Source organism: Williamwhitmania taraxaci (genome assembly GCF_900096565.1).
GTDB classification, from domain to species: domain Bacteria; phylum Bacteroidota; class Bacteroidia; order Bacteroidales; family Williamwhitmaniaceae; genus Williamwhitmania; species Williamwhitmania taraxaci.
The window spans coordinates 78,852-95,436 of the sequence record NZ_FMYP01000006.1 but is presented as its reverse complement, the minus strand read 5'-3'; the positions used below and the strand labels follow the sequence as shown (position 1 = coordinate 95,436).

Annotated in this window: 11 protein-coding genes; 6 read left to right on the top strand and 5 right to left on the bottom strand. The window is 45.5% G+C overall.

Features of this window, described 5'->3' with window-relative positions; genetic code table 11:
- The first annotated feature begins 403 nt into the window (after positions 1–403).
- Together BLS65_RS02900 and BLS65_RS02895 are read left to right on the top strand one after the other, a co-directional pair.
- A complete protein-coding gene (locus tag BLS65_RS02900; protein WP_125869749.1) occupies positions 404–1,033 on the top strand; it encodes a DsbA family protein in 630 nt (209 codons plus the stop codon).
- Positions 1,034–2,388: 1,355 nt separating this feature from the next.
- Positions 2,389–2,985 carry a hypothetical protein gene (locus tag BLS65_RS02895; RefSeq protein ID WP_092435585.1) on the top strand — a complete coding sequence of 199 codons (597 nt, stop codon included), beginning with the start codon at positions 2,389–2,391 and terminating at the stop codon, positions 2,983–2,985.
- Positions 2,986–3,159: 174 nt separating this feature from the next.
- Here BLS65_RS02895 and ppdK read toward each other — a convergent pair whose 3' ends face one another.
- Complete coding sequence (gene ppdK, locus BLS65_RS02890; protein WP_092435581.1) at positions 3,160–5,889, bottom strand: pyruvate, phosphate dikinase; 2,730 nt, start codon at positions 5,887–5,889, stop codon at positions 3,160–3,162.
- Positions 5,890–6,137: 248 nt separating this feature from the next.
- Positions 6,138–7,334, bottom strand: coding sequence for an MFS transporter (locus tag BLS65_RS02885; protein ID WP_212590494.1), 1,197 nt, complete (start codon positions 7,332–7,334; stop codon positions 6,138–6,140).
- 312 nt (positions 7,335–7,646) lie between these two features.
- Here BLS65_RS02885 and BLS65_RS02880 point away from each other — a divergent pair, with 312 nt between their 5' ends.
- Positions 7,647–8,069 carry a hypothetical protein gene (locus BLS65_RS02880; RefSeq protein WP_125869748.1) on the top strand — a complete coding sequence of 141 codons (423 nt, stop codon included), beginning with the start codon at positions 7,647–7,649 and terminating at the stop codon, positions 8,067–8,069.
- Positions 8,070–8,252: 183 nt separating this feature from the next.
- Entirely contained in the window at positions 8,253–8,546 is a 294-nt protein-coding gene (locus tag BLS65_RS18130) for a hypothetical protein (RefSeq protein ID WP_139180943.1), read from the top strand.
- A 348-nt stretch (positions 8,547–8,894) separates the two neighbouring features.
- Here the strand turns inward: BLS65_RS18130 and BLS65_RS02875 are convergent, their stop codons facing one another.
- Entirely contained in the window at positions 8,895–11,777 is a 2,883-nt protein-coding gene (locus BLS65_RS02875; protein WP_092435576.1) for a M16 family metallopeptidase, read from the bottom strand.
- A gap of 170 nt (positions 11,778–11,947) precedes the next feature.
- Between BLS65_RS02875 and BLS65_RS02870 the strand changes: the two genes are divergently transcribed.
- Positions 11,948–12,298, top strand: coding sequence for a hypothetical protein (locus BLS65_RS02870; RefSeq protein WP_092435573.1), 351 nt, complete (start codon positions 11,948–11,950; stop codon positions 12,296–12,298).
- 134 nt (positions 12,299–12,432) lie between these two features.
- The gene (locus tag BLS65_RS02865) at positions 12,433–12,900 is read left to right on the top strand and encodes a hypothetical protein (RefSeq protein ID WP_092435571.1); all 468 of its coding nucleotides are present in this window, start codon (positions 12,433–12,435) and stop codon (positions 12,898–12,900) included.
- A gap of 106 nt (positions 12,901–13,006) precedes the next feature.
- Here the strand turns inward: BLS65_RS02865 and BLS65_RS02860 are convergent, their stop codons facing one another.
- Entirely contained in the window at positions 13,007–14,242 is a 1,236-nt protein-coding gene (locus BLS65_RS02860; RefSeq protein ID WP_092435568.1) for a DUF3999 family protein, read from the bottom strand.
- Complete coding sequence (locus BLS65_RS02855; protein WP_092435565.1) at positions 14,226–16,559, bottom strand: DUF2339 domain-containing protein; 2,334 nt, start codon at positions 16,557–16,559, stop codon at positions 14,226–14,228. Before BLS65_RS02855 ends, BLS65_RS02860 begins: the two co-directional genes overlap by 17 nt.
- Positions 16,560–16,585: the final 26 nt, after the last annotated feature.

Sequence of the window (16,585 nt, the reverse complement as noted above, 5' to 3'; positions counted from 1 at the left end):
TGTCGTACATCCATGATATCTATCTTCTTTGCGGCCATATCCCTGATTTAAGTTTCAGCGATAAGATAGAAATCATTCCTTTCAATGGCTCAATGGCGCAATTTGCGTCGAAACGGGTGGCGCAACTTCGACCGAAACAATAGCCTAAATGCACCTAAAAAAGTGGCACAACTTCGACCGAAACGCCTGGCACAACTTGAACCGAAATGGGTGGCACAACTTCGACCGTTTTATCTAGTTTTCACCTAAGTAGGTGAAAATATTTTAATCGGGAAAGCCTTGTGATGATTATTATTACAGGGGTTCCCGATTATTTTATGCTTTTATGTTGCGGATATAAGGTATAATAAAACAATTTAATCTTCTTATGGTTTCTGATATTGTTTACAATAACAACACTGCTATGAGCAAACCAAAAATACTTTACATTTATGACGCCATTTGCGGATGGTGCTTTGGTTTTAGTCCAGTAATGGCCAGATTTTCTGATGAATATGCCAACAAGGTGGATATTGCCGTAGTTAGCGGTGGTCTCAAGTTGGGAGATGGCGTTGGAACCATAAGCGAAATAGCCGCCTTCTTAAAAGATGCTTACCTCGATGTGGAGGCCAAGACAGGAGTTAAGTTTGGCGAAGCGTTTGTGAATGGACCACTTGAGGATGGTAGTATGGTGCTAAACTCTCTTCCGCCAGCCATAGCCTTATCGATTATAAAGGAGCGATACCCCGAAAAGGCGCTAGAGTTTGCTGGCATGCTGCACAAAATGATTTATGTCGATGGTGTTGGGCCTGAGAACTACGCCGCATATGGCCAGTATGCCGCAACCCTAGGTTACGACGAGGCTGAATTTTATGCTAAGATGTTGAATCCAGTCTATTTTGAAATGGCTCAGCGCGATTTTGCCTACGCTAAATCGCTGGGCGTGCGGAGCTATCCCACCCTGTTGATTGAGAAAGGTGGTAAAATGGAAGTGCTTGCAAGTGGTTATATATCATACGAAAGGCTGGCAACTTTAGTGGATAGCAAACTTTAGAAATTAATGGCAATGGATTGCATACGCTTTCCATTGCCAACTCATTTCTATTACGTTCCTTACCACTACAACAATATTAAATATCAATATTGCGCACCTATTGCGCACCAATTCTTTTTCCGCATTTGTTTCTACCAACGTGTGAGGCCTACGGCCTCGTCGAGTTCATGTTGTTAGGTGAAATGGATCGGGTTTTTGTTGTCAATATGGTATGGTGCATTGCGGTTTATCACCACAACCTACCGTTATCTCCCGACGGCTCCGTAGGAGCCAAACGTTGGTTTTAGATTTTCCGTGATCATCTGTCGATTATTTTTCTTCTCATACTGACTTCTCACCGCAACCTACCGTAATACACCGACGGCTCCTTAGGAGCCAAACGTTGGTAGAAACCAAACGTTCCCAACCGTATTTGCGCCCCGTAGGTGGCGCCACTATTAACGTCAACGGCATTGGATATCCAATGTTGCGCACCTACGGCGCGCCAATCGACACGGATTATCTGTTTTCTACCAACGTGTGAGGCCTACGGCCTCTTCCAATTCATGGCGTTATGTGAAAGGGATGGGTATTTTGTTGTCAATACGGTATTTCGCAAGGTATTTTATCGCCGCAACCTACCGTTATCTACCGACGGCTCCTTATGAGCCAAACGTTGGTAGAAACCAAACGTTCCCAACCGTATTTGCGCCCCGTAGGTGGCGCCACTATTAACGTCAACGGCATTGGATATCCAATGTTGCGCACCTACGGCGCGCCAATCGACACGGATTATCTGTTTTCTACCAACGTGTGAGGCCTACGGCCTCTTCCAATTCATGGCGTTATGTGAAAGGGATGGGTATTTTGTTGTCAATACGGTATTTCGCAAGGTATTTTATCGCCGCAACCTACCGTTATCTACCGACGGCTCCGTAGGAGCCAAACGTTGGTAGAAACCAAACGTTCCCAACCGTAATTGCGCCCCGTAGGTGGCGCCACAAATCGGATTTAATTTAGGGTGCAATCAATGTTGCGCACCTACGGCGCGCCATGGTTTGTTTTTTGTGGCGGTGCGGCCACGATATATTGTGGCCCTATCTGGTGCTGCTTGTTTATGTAGGGGTATTGTTTTCTCCGTGCTCTCCGTGTCTCTGTGTATTGTTTGTTTTGAGGCCTATGGCCTCTTCCGATCTATGGAGTTATGTGGGATGGATCGGGTTTTCGTTTTCGACAGGATAGTTTGGTTGGTGGAATATGGATGTAACGTATTGTTCTTTTTCGATGATTTCGTATGCATAAATGGTTAGATTTGTATATGGGTTGTTTCCAGAATACGGTCTGCCACATAAATCACCTTATTTAAAACGAGAATAATGGTTGACGAGAAAAGTAGTGTAGATATTCTTATCGATAACCTTAAAAAGAGAGGTATCGATTGTGAATCAAATAAAACCGATCGAAGATTTGTATTGCCGAGCAGTGAGCAGCTGATGAAAACAAAATCTGTTGTTGCTGCCCTCGACTCCTGCTTCTTTATTGCCCACGATTCCTATGCGGCAAAGGCGCAAACTACTTCCACGTATACCGGATTATATACCGATGTATACGCGTCTGCTGAAGTTGAGTGCGAAATTTATAAGAAGGAGTGGGCCGATATATTCTTTAGAAGTGGAAAACGCAAAACGGGCATAAAATATATTGACAATAACCTTACCATTACCTCTTCGGGATGGACACCTAAAAGTATACTCTCTTTCGATGATGTTACATTGTTTCTTGAATTGAGCAAGCAGATAGCACCACTTAAGTTGGTTATTCAGAAGGACTATCTTCCTGAAATTGGCGAATTGAGTGGCAAAACCGTTGTTGGTATTGAGACTAATTCGTGGCTTTATGAGGGGAAGGATTTGGATCTTCTGCTAGACAAAGGTGTGCAGCTAATTCGTAGCCTAAAGAAATCATTAAAATAGGGTTACTCGCATGGTAAGTATAAACCAAGTGAGTTATTCCGATTAACCACAGTCCATGGATGTAGTGTTGATAAGGCATTGTTTCAGCCTTGAAAACGCATTGAATTTGTGTTCGATCTTAATTTAAAAAGCCGCCCCTTTCGGAGCGGCTTTTGTAATTATAATCCGCAAGAATTACTTCTTTTTGGAGTGTCTGATGGTGGATTGTGCTGCCGATAAACGTGCAATTGGCACGCGGAATGGAGAGCAGCTTACGTAGTTGAGGCCACTGCGGTAGCAGAAGTCAACAGAAGCTGGATCGCCACCTTGCTCACCGCAAATACCAACCTTAAGGTCGGAACGGGTTGCACGGCCACGCTCAACACCAAATTGGATGAGCTGTCCAACGCCATCTTGATCGATGGTTTGGAATGGGTCAGCAGCAAGCAATCTATTGTCGAGGTAGTGGTTCATAAATCCTCCAATGTCGTCACGGCTAAACCCAAAAGTCATCTGAGTAAGGTCGTTGGTTCCAAAGGAGAAGAATTGAGCGGTTTTAGCCATGCGGTCAGCAAGAAGACAAGCGCGTGGGATCTCGATCATGGTTCCGTAGAGGTAGTGAATCTCCTTGATGCCAAACTTAGCGAGAACCTCTGTGTAAACGCGGTCAACGATCTTTTTGGTGAACTCAAGTTCCGAAACATCGCAGGTTACAGGAACCATGATTTCGGGCTTAGGATGGTGACCTTCTTTGAGCAGTTCAGCAGCCGATTCGAAAATAGCGCGAACCTGCATCTCGGAAACCTCAGGATAGGTAACGCCAAGACGAACACCACGGTGTCCCATCATTGGGTTGCTCTCGTGAAGGGCTTCACCACGCTTTGCAATAGCCTCAGCAGAAATACCGAGAGCCTTCGCCAATTCAGCTTGCTTTTCAGCGCTTTGTGGCACAAACTCGTGAAGTGGTGGATCGAGCAAACGGAAGGTTACTGGGCAAGTATCCATGGCAAGCATGGTAGCCTTCATATCCTTCTTTACGAACACCGATAGGTCGTTAAGGGCCGCAACGCGCTCCTCTAGTGTGTTGCTGAGGATCATCTTGCGAAGCAAGAATAGTGCTTGCTCAGAACCTTCACCGTAGAACATGTGCTCGGTACGGAACAGACCAATACCTTCGGCACCAAAGTCGCGAGCGATCTTAGCATCGGCAGGGGTATCGGCGTTGGTGCGAACACCCATCTTGCGGTGCTTGTCAACAATGGTCATGAACGCTTGGAAACGTGGGTTCTCGGTAGCGTCCATAAGTTCAAGCGCTACATTGTAGGCGTGACCCTTAGTTCCGTTAAGTGTGAGAATATCACCTTCCTTTATAACGATGTTGGTTCCGGTTACCTTGGCAATCTTTCCAACAACGTCAACGTGGAGAGCACCTGCACCTACGATACAGCTCTTACCCCATCCACGGGCAACGAGAGCAGCGTGAGAGGTCATACCACCACGAGCGGTAAGAATACCTTGAGCGGCACGCATACCTTCAACGTCTTCAGGGTTGGTTTCTTCGCGAACGAGGATAACCTTTTCGCCCTTACGTTCCCATGCAACTGCATCTTCGGAGGTAAATACCACGCGACCTACAGAAGCACCAGGACCAGCAGGAAGACCCTTAACAATAGGCTCAACCTTAGCTTCGGAAGCTGGGTCAATAATTGGGTGAAGAAGTTCATCAAGTTGTGCTGGGTCAACGCGCATTACTACGGTTTCCTCATTGATGATTCCTTCCTTTAGCATGTCCATTGCCATGTTGAGCGCAGCGGTACCGGTACGCTTTCCTACGCGGCATTGAAGCATGTAAAGCTTGTTATCTTGAATAGTAAACTCGATGTCGAGCATATCCTTGTAGTTCTTCTCCAAGGTGGCACGGATAGCATCCAGCTCCTTGTAGGTAGTAGGAATAGCCTCTTGCATAGAGTGCAAGTGCTTATTTTGCTCGTTTTTGGTGTCGTCGTTGAGTGGATTTGGGGTACGGATACCGGCAACCACGTCTTCGCCCTGTGCGTTTACCAACCACTCCCCGTAGAAAATGTTGTCGCCAGTAGCAGGGTTGCGGGTAAAGGCAACACCGGTAGCAGAGCTATCGCCCATGTTACCAAATACCATCGATTGAACGTTTACGGCAGTACCCCAAGCGTCTGGAATACCTTCGATACGGCGGTAGGAAACTGCCTTCTTGCCATTCCAACTCTTGAATACGGCCATGATTCCACCAATGAGTTGCTCCTTTGCATCATCAGGGAAAGCCTTGCCAAGAACTTCTTGAACCTTCTTCTTGAAGTTTTCCGATAGCTGCTTAAGATCGTCAGCAGTCATGTCGGTATCGGTTTGGTAGCCCTTGCTCTTTTTGAATAAATCGAGCATGTTGTCGAGCTGCTTGCGGATGCCGTCGCCAGGAAGTTCAACGCCTTCAGCTTTCTCCATAACTACGTCGGCGTACATCATAATAAGACGACGGTAGGAATCGTATACAAAGCGAGGGTTGTTGGTCTTTTTCAGAAGGCCTGGAATGGTTTTGGAGGATAGACCGATGTTAAGAACGGTATCCATCATACCTGGCATAGAGCTACGAGCACCAGAGCGGCAGGAGAGGAGCAGTGGGTTTTCGGTATCATCATACTTCATTCCCATGTCGCTTTCTACCTTCTTCATAGCGTCCCATACTTGGGTAAGAAGATCGGCGGGAAGTTTGCAACCGTCAGCGTAGTAGTCGTTGCAGGTTTCGGTGGTAATGGTAAAGCCTGCAGGAACTGGAAGTCCTAATAGGCACATTTCAGCCAAGTTGGCTCCTTTACCGCCAAGCAGATTCTTCATGTCTGCTTTTCCTTCAGCAGTCTTGCCGCCAAAGGAGTAAACGCGTTTTACTTGCGTCATTGTTCTTACTCTTTTTAGTTTGAATTATAGTGATTTATCTCTATTTCTTTCTATTTTGCCACAGCCTACAAAATTACCAAAAAAAAACGAAATACTTTTTTCCGTTTTCCGTTTTTTTCAATTAATTGTGTGATTTTTAATTTGCTCTGCATTTCAATCGATTGCAGGACAAGGTTTCAAAAGCGAAAAAATAACCACGGAAAACGCATAGTCACGGGATAGCAAAACATAGAGGATTTTTCTTCAGCCTAAAGCCTTTTTTTTAGAAGCACAATCATTCCTACGCATACCAATGCCACGCTTCCCGAAAGCATAAATACAGCTGCCGGTGAAACCGTTTCCCATATTACACCTGCAATAATGCTTGCAAAAAGGGTGGCAATGCTCGAGAAGGCGGTGAAGAATCCAATCGCGGTAGCGGAATCCTTTCTGTCGCTGATGTTGGTAATCCATGCCTTCGAAATTCCCTCTGTTGAAGCGGCGTATAGGGCGTAGATGGTGAATATTAACCCAAAGTGAAGTAGGGTGGACGCGGCGGGCATTGCCAGATAGGCTCCGCCAAAGAGGAGCAGGCCAAAGGCGAGTACGCGCTTCATGCCAAGTTTATCGGCAAGCATACCCATGGGCCAGGCAGCCAGTGCATAAATTAGGTTGTAGAAAATGTATATCCCCACCATATAAAGATCGCTTAGTCCTGCCTCCTTAATTTTGAGCAAGAGGAACACATCGCTGCTGTTGAAAAGTGTGAAGAGCAGCAGTATGGGCACAAGAGTTTTGAAACTCTTTGGTGCAACCTTCCAGTAGCTTAAAAACGAGAAGAAGTTGGGTCGCTTTTGTGCTTGCTCCTTTTTTGCCTTTTCGGTGTGCTTCGATTCCTTCACCAGAAATGTAAGGGCTACTGCAATTGCCCCGGGAATAAATGCAATAATAAATAGCATCCGGTAGTTGCCGGGGTAAAGGGCCAGGAATATGAGCGCCATAAAGGGGCCAATGGCGGCACCCAGCGTGTCCATGGCGCGGTGAAACCCAAACACTTTCCCCTTGTTTTCGGGCGACGATTCGTCGCTCAGCAGGGCATCGCGCGAGGCGGTTCGGACTCCTTTCCCCAGCCTATCCATAAACCGTGCACCAAATATCCAGAGTGGAGCAGTAAGGACTGCCATCATAGGCTTAGATATTGCGCTCATGGCGTAACCCCATTTTACAAAGGGAACGCGCTTTCCAATCCTGTCCGAGAGCTGCCCAAAGTAGCCCTTGCTTAGGCCGGCCGTGGCTTCCGCAATTCCTTCGAGTATTCCAATCAGCAACACCGAGAACCCAATCGACTTGAGGTAGATGGGCATGATAGGGTAGAGCATTTCGCTGGCAACATCGGTAAATAGGCTGATGGCCGACACGGCAACAATGGTTCTGGTGAGGTAGCGCATGGGAAAATGTTTTTCCAAAGATAACGAATTTGATAATGTGCTAAATGCAACCACCGAAAAACCCCAGACCACCTATTAACACTGTTAAAAGTGAACAATATGGAATTCACCACACCAATCCGTCACTCCTCCTTTGGAGGAGCCGGAGGAGGTCGGTAGCGTATATACCAATCAGAATAGTTATACAATGCACCCTTTGTGTTCTCTGTGCTGTTTTTTCTCCGTGACCTCTGTGGTTAAGTATTGTAGATTTTTTATTGCAACTGATTTTCACTCCCAAGATTGTTTCTTTTGCACAAAGGAATGCGACAACGATGCCATAGGTTACTTATGCGCCTCCTTGGTGGCAGCCAATTTTTCCGTTACCGGAGCAGGAAAACTCTTGGCGAGAGACTTTCTCTCCTTGGCCCGAAAGAATATTTACATGGCGGGGAACTTTCGTTCCTTGGCCCGAAAGAATATTTACATGGCGGGGAACTTTCGTTGCTTGGCCCGAAAGAATATTTACATGGCGGGGAACTTTCTCCCCTTGGAGAGAAAGAATATTTCCTTGGAGAGAAACTTTCTCCCCTTGGAGAGAATGAATATTTCCTTGGAGAGAAACTTTCTCTCCTTGGAGAGAATGAATATTTCCTTGGAGAGAAACTTTCTCCCCTTGGAGAGAATGAATATTTCCTTGGAGAGAAACTTTCTCTACTTGGAGGGGAAGAAGGATTACATGGAGGGAAATTTCCTCCTCTTGGCTTGGTGTGAAAGGTGAAAGGCTGGCCTCTGCACCTACAAGAGGTGAATGGTAAGTTGCCCAAAACAACCAATGATTATAATATCTATTCTGCACTTAACCGTTCCGCGAAGGCGTCGAACAATGGTTAACCCTACCACAACCATTATACCTTGCAAACAAACCGGTGCCGTAGGCACCAAATTATGGTAGAAATGGAACATTACACAACAACAACACCGCGGCGCGCACCGCATTCGCCAAATGCGCACCACACTATTGCGCCGCCTGGGCATACACCACAACAAGCGCACCCGAATACAATGCGACACACCTACGGCGTGCAAACGATTTACCACCTTTTATACCTACCAACGTTTGCCTCCTACGGTGGCGTTGGTATACAGCGGTTAGCTGCACTAAATTATTTTCAGGCTGCGGAAATAGCATACGCACTCCACTCGCCATCTAGTCACTCCTCCTTTGGAGGAGCCGGAGGAGGTCGGTAGCGTATATACCAATCAGAATAGTTATACAATGCACCCTTTGTGTTCTCTGTGCTATTTTTTCTCCGTGACCTCTGTGGTTAAATATTGTAGATTGGTTAATGCTAATTGTAGCAGCCATCCTTTCACTTTTCACTTTTCACCATTCACATTCACATTCACCATTCACTTTTCATTGTCTCCTAATTTCCTTAAGTCGAAGCATCCTGTCTACTTGTAGCAGCCATCCTTTCACCTTTCACCTTCACCATTCATTTTACATCCCCTACATGATAAGCGCGGCTACAGAATACTCAAACAAAAAAAGACCGAGGTTTGCACCCCGGCCTTTCCATTACTATCTAAGTAAGCTTACTCCCTAATAATTTGGTTCTTCTTAACCTCAACGATTTTGCCAAAGCGTTGCAGCTTCTTCATGTCAATACGCTTGCCGTCGCCGTTAATGGTGATCAGCGATGGCCTACCCTTTACGTTATTAATGTAGAAGTTCTCGATGTCGGAGAACTGAAGGTTCTTGAATACTTCCAGCGAAACCTTACGTGGGTCGTCCGAGTAGCCCTGCTTGCGCCAGTTCTCCACGTTCGTCGATTTATCGCGGAACGATGGATTACCAGTGTTGATGGATTGCACTAGCGATGCCTTAATCTCGGGAAGACGCTCCACGCGGCTCGGCATAGTGTCCAGCAGCGTAAACATCGCGTTCATGGCATCAATCGTTTTGTCCGACTGGGTGGAAACAAATCCGGTTAGGTAGCTCTTTTCTCCCTTGTAAAATGGGTTGCGATAGTTTGCGTAAGCAGTGTATGCCAATGAACGGAATTCCCTGATTTCCTGAAACACCAACGAGCTCATATCACCACCAAAATAGTTGTTGAATGCCGCAGCCATTATGCGCTCCTGGTCATTGTTTACCTTGCCGTCGCGAATAATGTAAACCTTGCTCTGAATAGCCTTCTTATCGTTCAGCAGGAGGATGGTATTCTCGGCATAGGGCTTAAGCACCAACGAAACGGGCGATTCCGATTTAATAGGATTCACCGCAAGGGCGATATTCTTCTTAATGGTCTCTTGGATTTGCTCAAAAGGCACGGTTCCCGAGTAGTGTATCTCGGCTTCGTAGCGTTGCGCAACCTTAAATGCGCTGATAAGCGAGTCGCCAGTCAGTTTTTTAATCTCCTTTAAACTAAGGCGTTTAAGGTAGGAACTGTTATCGCCATACATACCATACTCGCGAAGTGCTTCGGCCAGTGTCGATGGGTCCTTCGACTCCATCTTAAAGTTCATTTTTGCTTCCTCAATAAACTTTTCCATCTGCTTAGGATCGGCCTTAGGCTTAGTAAGCAGCTCGTTTACCAATGCCAGTGTTTGAGGCAGCTTATCATCAAAGCCGTCGATGTCTACCGAAAGGTATCCGTTAGTTGTGCTAAAGCTAACCGATGCACCCAGCTTCTGAAGCTCATTCTTATAGGTCTGAAAATCCTTGGTTTCGGTCCCAATCAAGTCCATATACTGAGCCGCTTGGTTCAATACAGGGTATTTATAGGAACCCACGCCATACTTAAGCGTTAGGTTGAACACCTTATTAATAGGGTTTTCGGTATAGTAGAAATGATTGTTGCTGCTTAAGTCCGCAAGTTGCACATCCTTTCCAAACTCAATAAATCTGGGGGTGGCAATGGTTTCTGGCTTGCTATCGAGCATCTGGGCAAAATCCGATTTTGCTTCCGTATTCTTTGGAACAACTGCGTCGTAGGGAGGCTTAGCCAATTTCTCTTTTTTGGGGAAGCCCATCTTGGAGAATAGCGCAAGGTAGTTATCGCCAAAGTATTTGTTGGCCACGCGCATCACATCCTCCTTGGTTAGCTTGCCAAAGTCTTCATTTTCTTGAAGGTATTCCTCCCAAGTTTTTCCGGTAACAAAGGCATTCACAATGTAGTTTCCACGACTATCAACCTCCTCCAGGCTTTGGTCGAAGTTCTTTACATGATTAGTCTTTGCCGATTCAATCAAGGCCTCATCAAAGTCGCCACTCTTTAGCTTGTTTACCTCAGCCAATACCAATCCTTCGGCTGTTTCGAGCGATTGTCCCACCAACTTTGGAACAATAATGAATTGCTGAATACCCACATCACTAACGGACATGTTTTGGGCCATTGCCATCATCACCTTGTTATCCATGCGCAGCTTATCGAGCAGACCAGTGGAGGCACGGTTGGAGAGCAGGTCGTTGCAGAGCTCCAGAGCAAGCTGATCGGGATTGTTTTGAGAAACGGTTCGAAAGCCTAATAACCCCACCTTAACGGGGGTTTCCTTAACGCTTACCAGCTCACGACCCACAAATGGTGCAATGGCATAGGTAGGCTTTGCAGGAAGCTCACGGTTTGGCCATCCGCTAAATTTCTGCTCAATAAAAGCAAGGGCTTCTTTAGTGTCGAAATCGCCGCTGAGAACAAGCGCCATATTGTTTGCCACGTAGTAGGTTTCGTAAAACTTCCGCATCTTATTTAGCGAAGGGTTCTTCAGGTGCTCAATTTTTCCAAGGATGGTTTGCTCTCCCATTGGATGTCCGGGGAAAGATTTCTGCATCAAGGTTTCCATAAACTTGCCCAGCGGATTATCCATGGACATGTTCTTCTCCTCATAAACCGTTTCTAGCTCCGATTGGAATAGACGGAAAACTGGATTGCGGAAACGCTCGGCGTAGATGTCGAGCCACTTGTCCAGCTGGTTAGCGGGGAAGGAGTTGTGGTAAACCGTCTGCTCAAAGGAGGTGTAGGCGTTTATACCTTTACCGCCAATCTTCTTGAGCAGCTTATCCACCTCGTTCGGAATAGCGTAATCCGAAGCAGCAAGCGATAGCTTGTTAATATGCCGTTGGATCTCATAACGCTTAGCCTCATCGGTTGTAGCACCAAGCTGGTCGTAGCAGCTGCTAATGCTATCGAGATAAACCTTCTCCTTTTCCCAGTTGGTGGTACCAATCTTATCGGTTCCCTTAAACATCATATGCTCAAAGTAGTGCGCAATTCCGGTGGCATCCTTGGGATCGTTAACGCCGCCGGCTTTTACAACCACTGCACCAAATACTTTGGAGCTGGTGTGGTCTTCGTTGAGGAAAACAGTAAGCCCGTTGCTGAGCTTGTGTGTGGTAACTTTAAGCGGGCTTTGGGCCATAGCAGTTTGCTGACCTGCTATTAGAAGCGAAAGCACCATTATTCGAGATAAAAATTTCATGGATTTTGGTTTGTGTTTTAGTATCAACTATAAACAAAAGTAACTTTTAATTAGTATGCAAAGCAACTTATTTGTAACAAATCAATAAGGTTTCTTTCAATCCATTATTGTGGTATTTTAGATAAGGAATTACATAATCTTAGTGCAATTGTTTTCGCTACATTTGCACCATGCCGAACGCTAAAAAAATACTCTCCTACTTACTCATTGCGCTGGTGCTTTCGCTCAGTGTGAAGTTTCAGGGGAATGCTGTGTCGGAGATTCCCACTTCCGATAACGATCGGTCTGCCGCCTTTTTTAGCGTTTACGGTGGCGTAAATTCGCTTTTCATTCAGCCAACCGAAAAGTCAACGAGTGCTCAATTCTCGTCCATTGATCTGCGTGCCAACTTCCTGTTGCGGAGGATAGTGGCACTCCTGCCAACAGTTCCCAACGTAGCTACCGAATCGGTAGCACAAAGCTTATCGTTTCGCGAGTGCCGAGTGGCCTACGTTATCTATCCGTTCCACGATTTCCCGTGAGTGCTACACATTGCGTATTCTTTCTTTCACGCCCAATGCTATTGCATTCCTAAGTCATTAGGAGCATAGCGTTTTCAGGTGTCGGCGCATTACGTGCCTGTGCATTGTTGTTTTACTTACAAAAAATTTAAATCATGGATACTCAAATGATCATTATCGGGTTAATTTTTCTAGCCGTTTTCATTGTTCCTTATTTTCTGATAAAGTTCTTTTCTGCAAAGAAAAAGTTGAAGCTCAACACCACAATTAAATCATTGCTCGCCAACTCGGGCATGAGCGATAGCGAAAGAGTCGAAGTAAAGGATTGGATTATATTTCTTGATAGCCGGCTTTGTAAGCTTGCCGTGGTCGATAAGCGCAATTTGGATGCCAAGGGCGAAGTCATTGACATTGCTCAGCTAAAGAATTGCAATGTTAAAAGCGATGCCGATGGAGGCAGCCTCATCCTTATCGATTTGGTACTGGTATTTAAGGATGCCTCCCTTCCCGATGCGCGCTATACCTTCTATAAGTTTGGTGTCGATCGTCTTTTTGATGCTCGCGATCTCCAGCATCGTGCCGAGAACCTACAACAGTTAGTTCGCACCTGCATCGCTAAGTAGCCAATGCTTCTTATAAACAAAAGGGGCTTCACCATCGTGAAGCCCCTTTTTACTAAGTTCTATTCCGTGCTCTATTGTGAAGGGTAACTATCTCTAAATAGCGCTTTTATTCCTGTTTCATCATTCGTAGGGTAAAGTATCCCATAATAACCACAATTGCACCAATCACCAACCATAGCCACAGCTTATTTTGAAATAGGGGTAAGGTTGTCTCGGTTACTACACCGCGTTCCTCTTCCACTCCAAGTTTGAGGCTCTTCATCTCTGTTGGTATCTTGTCGGTGAATTGCTCAATGTCATAGGTTGGTGTGTTTACGTTCTTATTGCCATAGGCAAGTGTGTAGTCGGCCGTTTGTGTAAAGCGAGCAATTAGCTCATAAACAGTACCGCAAACTTCTACCGAATCAATCGTCAACGGTTGATTGTCGTAGTTATCGATGGTTATTGCGATACGCTTGGCCACGGCATTGTCGCACTCAAAGCTTCGTTTCTCAAGCGAGGTAAGCGTTCCGGAGTAAAGCGTTTCGTAGGAGTAGACGTTACCCATTTCCGTTGTTACACTGTCCGAAATGTAAGCTATCGTTATGGGTCGGTAGTAATCGAACTTCTCCCGAATCCATAGTTTTACGTGTGATATGGGCACAAGGCCAGACAGGTTTACCGAAGCAATGGTCTGTTTCGCTTTTAAATTATTCGTTACGTTTGGCTTAAAGACACCATAACTTTCATAGTTTCCCTTTATAGTCTCAGTGTGCAGTAAGTTTGCCGAAACAAGTTTAGGTCTATCCTTCACCAAAAGTTCCACGCGCAAGTAGCGATATTTGGCATCTGGAAATTCAACTTCTGTAAACTTATACTGAGTATGGGAATTGTTAATTGAAAGGATACGGTAATCCTCGGCAAGGGTATACCAGGTTTGGTTGTCCTGGCTTCCTTGGAGGTTGAGCCGCCAATCGAAGTTTTGCTCCTCAAATACTAACCTGATGGAGTTGATGGCTTCCTTTTTAGGAACCTCAAAGGTAAAAAAGGAGGCCAATTCGGTGTGCGCACGGTTGATGATCTTAAATGGTATCTCCTGCTGCAATGATCGTTCCTGTGCCTGTCGAAGAATGTAAGGTGCTTCAACAGTGTCGTGGTTATTGGAGATTCCAAAGATGCGCAGATCCGAATAATCAGGCGATAACTTCCCAATCAACTCGTTGGGAAGGGTAAGCTTATGCCACGTTTCGGTAATACCGGTAATGGGTCGATGGTAGCGGTAGTTGCTGCTCGTTTGCCCAAAGGCAGTAGTGCAGCAGCATATAGAAAGGAGTATTGCCCAAAGGCTACGGGTTTGTATCATTGTCGTCGAAAATAAAGTGCTTATACTTGTTGTAAAGAAATGAAATCACCAGAAGGAGTATACCCAGCGACACAAACGCAAGGGTCTTCGCAATAGTGTCGAAGTGCGACATGTCGTAAGCGAAGAGCTTTATCAGGGTGATGCCCGCCACTGCAATGGCTAGTATGCGGATATGCTTTCTCTTTTTTGAAATCCCCCAGATGATAAAGAGGAGCGCCATGATGCCCCACATTATGCTTAAAGCCAATCGGTATGGGTTCTCGAAGTAAAAAAGATCCATAAGGTTGATAAGTTCGCTGGAGGCGATCCACCAAATGGATGTGAATAGCACAATGTCGTAAGTCACCCGCAAGGCCTTGTTCTGCAATACCTCTTTGAGAAGTTTGAATATGGAAAAATACAATACCCCCAATAGGGCTAAGGCAATGTAGCGAATACCAACATTGAAACCACCGTGCTTAAAATATAGCCCCAATTCCTTGTGGATATAGCTGTCGCGAAGTTCACTTAATATGTAAAGTCCGTAGAACAGAAACAGAAGCAATGCATAACCAAAGAGAACCAAGCTCACATATCCCAAACTCTTCCGCTTAAACCACCGAATATTTACCAGCGCAAGGATGGAGAAAAACGCAAAGGAATAGATAATCTGCCAGATGGTACGGAAGTAACCCAAATCGTTATTATAATAAGTTTCAGCATAATCGAGTCCTGCCTCCTTTAACTCTATTGCGGAACTCGCATATAGTCTATTCCAGTATTCCGATATTTCTAAACTGAAGATAGAGTAGAGCACAATCAGCATGATGGCAGGAGTCGCAATGGCAATAAATACTGATCCACCCTTCCCATTCGGTTCCTGTGTACCTTGGTAGGTATGATTTATCCGTATAATAAAACCCATGGCAGCAACAAAGAGCATAGCCGTAAGTACATTTATGTTGAATACAGGGGTGTAATCAATTGTGCTCATATACTGCCCATAAGCGCCCTGCCAGTCTTGCAGTATGCTTATGAATGCAAGGATAATGAGCGGATAGGACATCCATTCGTAAGCGGTAACGTTTTTAGTTCGGCCTATCCAAAAGAGCAATGCTGCTTCACCGGCCCAAACCAAGGTAACCCAGCTGCCATTCAGCTGCACGGGAATGGCAATGGTAATAAAGGTTAACACGAGCCCAGCCATGAGGTAAAACATGTTTCTGTCGGCAAGTTTTAAACGATATATTACCGTACAAACACCAAAATGTATAAGCGCATTAATAACCGTAAAGATGCCTAGCAGCTGGCCACCCAACGGATGATCAACCAGAATTCCGTAACCAAATCCGAAGAAAAGAAAAGAGTTTAGGAGAAGTAAGCCTACGTCGGTGATTACGAACTTTTCGAGACGCTTCAGCTTATAGGCCAAGAAGGTGGTGTAAAATATGGCAAAGAAAATGGCTAAAAATGTTAGTGCCAACCCAAAGTGTTGGGCCATATCATATTTTGTAGCAATCCAACTCATGTAAATTAGCCAGGTAATGGCAAACGAGGAGTAGTATAGTGCCTTCCAATACTTACGGAATCCAATTACCAAGATCCCAGCGTTTATTATTGCCATGTAGCTAAACAGAATTGCAACCTTGCCTTCGCCTTTGCTCAGCAGAAATGGCACTGCATAGGCGCCCACCAAACCAATGTGAGCAATAACCTGCATGCTATACTTTAGTGCTGCAAAAACGGTAAAGGTTGTGAGCATTACCATTATTGCAAAAGTTAGTTCCTGTGGTAGAAGATGGTATATCGAGTAGGCGGCAAAGGTGATAAAGTAGAGTATCGCCATGGCCCCGCTAAGAATCACTGCGCTGAAACTTTCGTAGTTCTTTTTGAGCCGAATGGCAACTCCAAGCAACCCTAGCCCCATTAGGTAACCTAGTATAATGCGAGTAAGTGGGCTGATGAGTTGGTGTTCAATGGCATATTTGGCACCAATGGCAACGCCAATCACCAATACGGCAATCCCTATCTTGTTGATGAGGTTTTCACCAATAAACTTCTCAAGGTTAAAGACTTTCTTCGCCTTTGCCGATTCTGTTACCGGAGGAGTAATCGTTCTCGCTACAACAACCTTAGGTGGTTCTGCCGAGATTAATACCTCAGGTGCTTTCGCAACCAACGGTTGTTCTGCTTGTGGTTTAAACGAGGGCTCGGCATACCTAAGCATATCCAACTCCTCTTTTAATGCGTCAATATCTCGTTGAAAAAGCCCTTGCCTTTTCGATAGTTCTTCCAGTTTGGCGGTAAGTTGGTCTATTTTGTTTTCTCTCTCGTTCATAAGCCGGTTGATTGTTTGGGACCCAT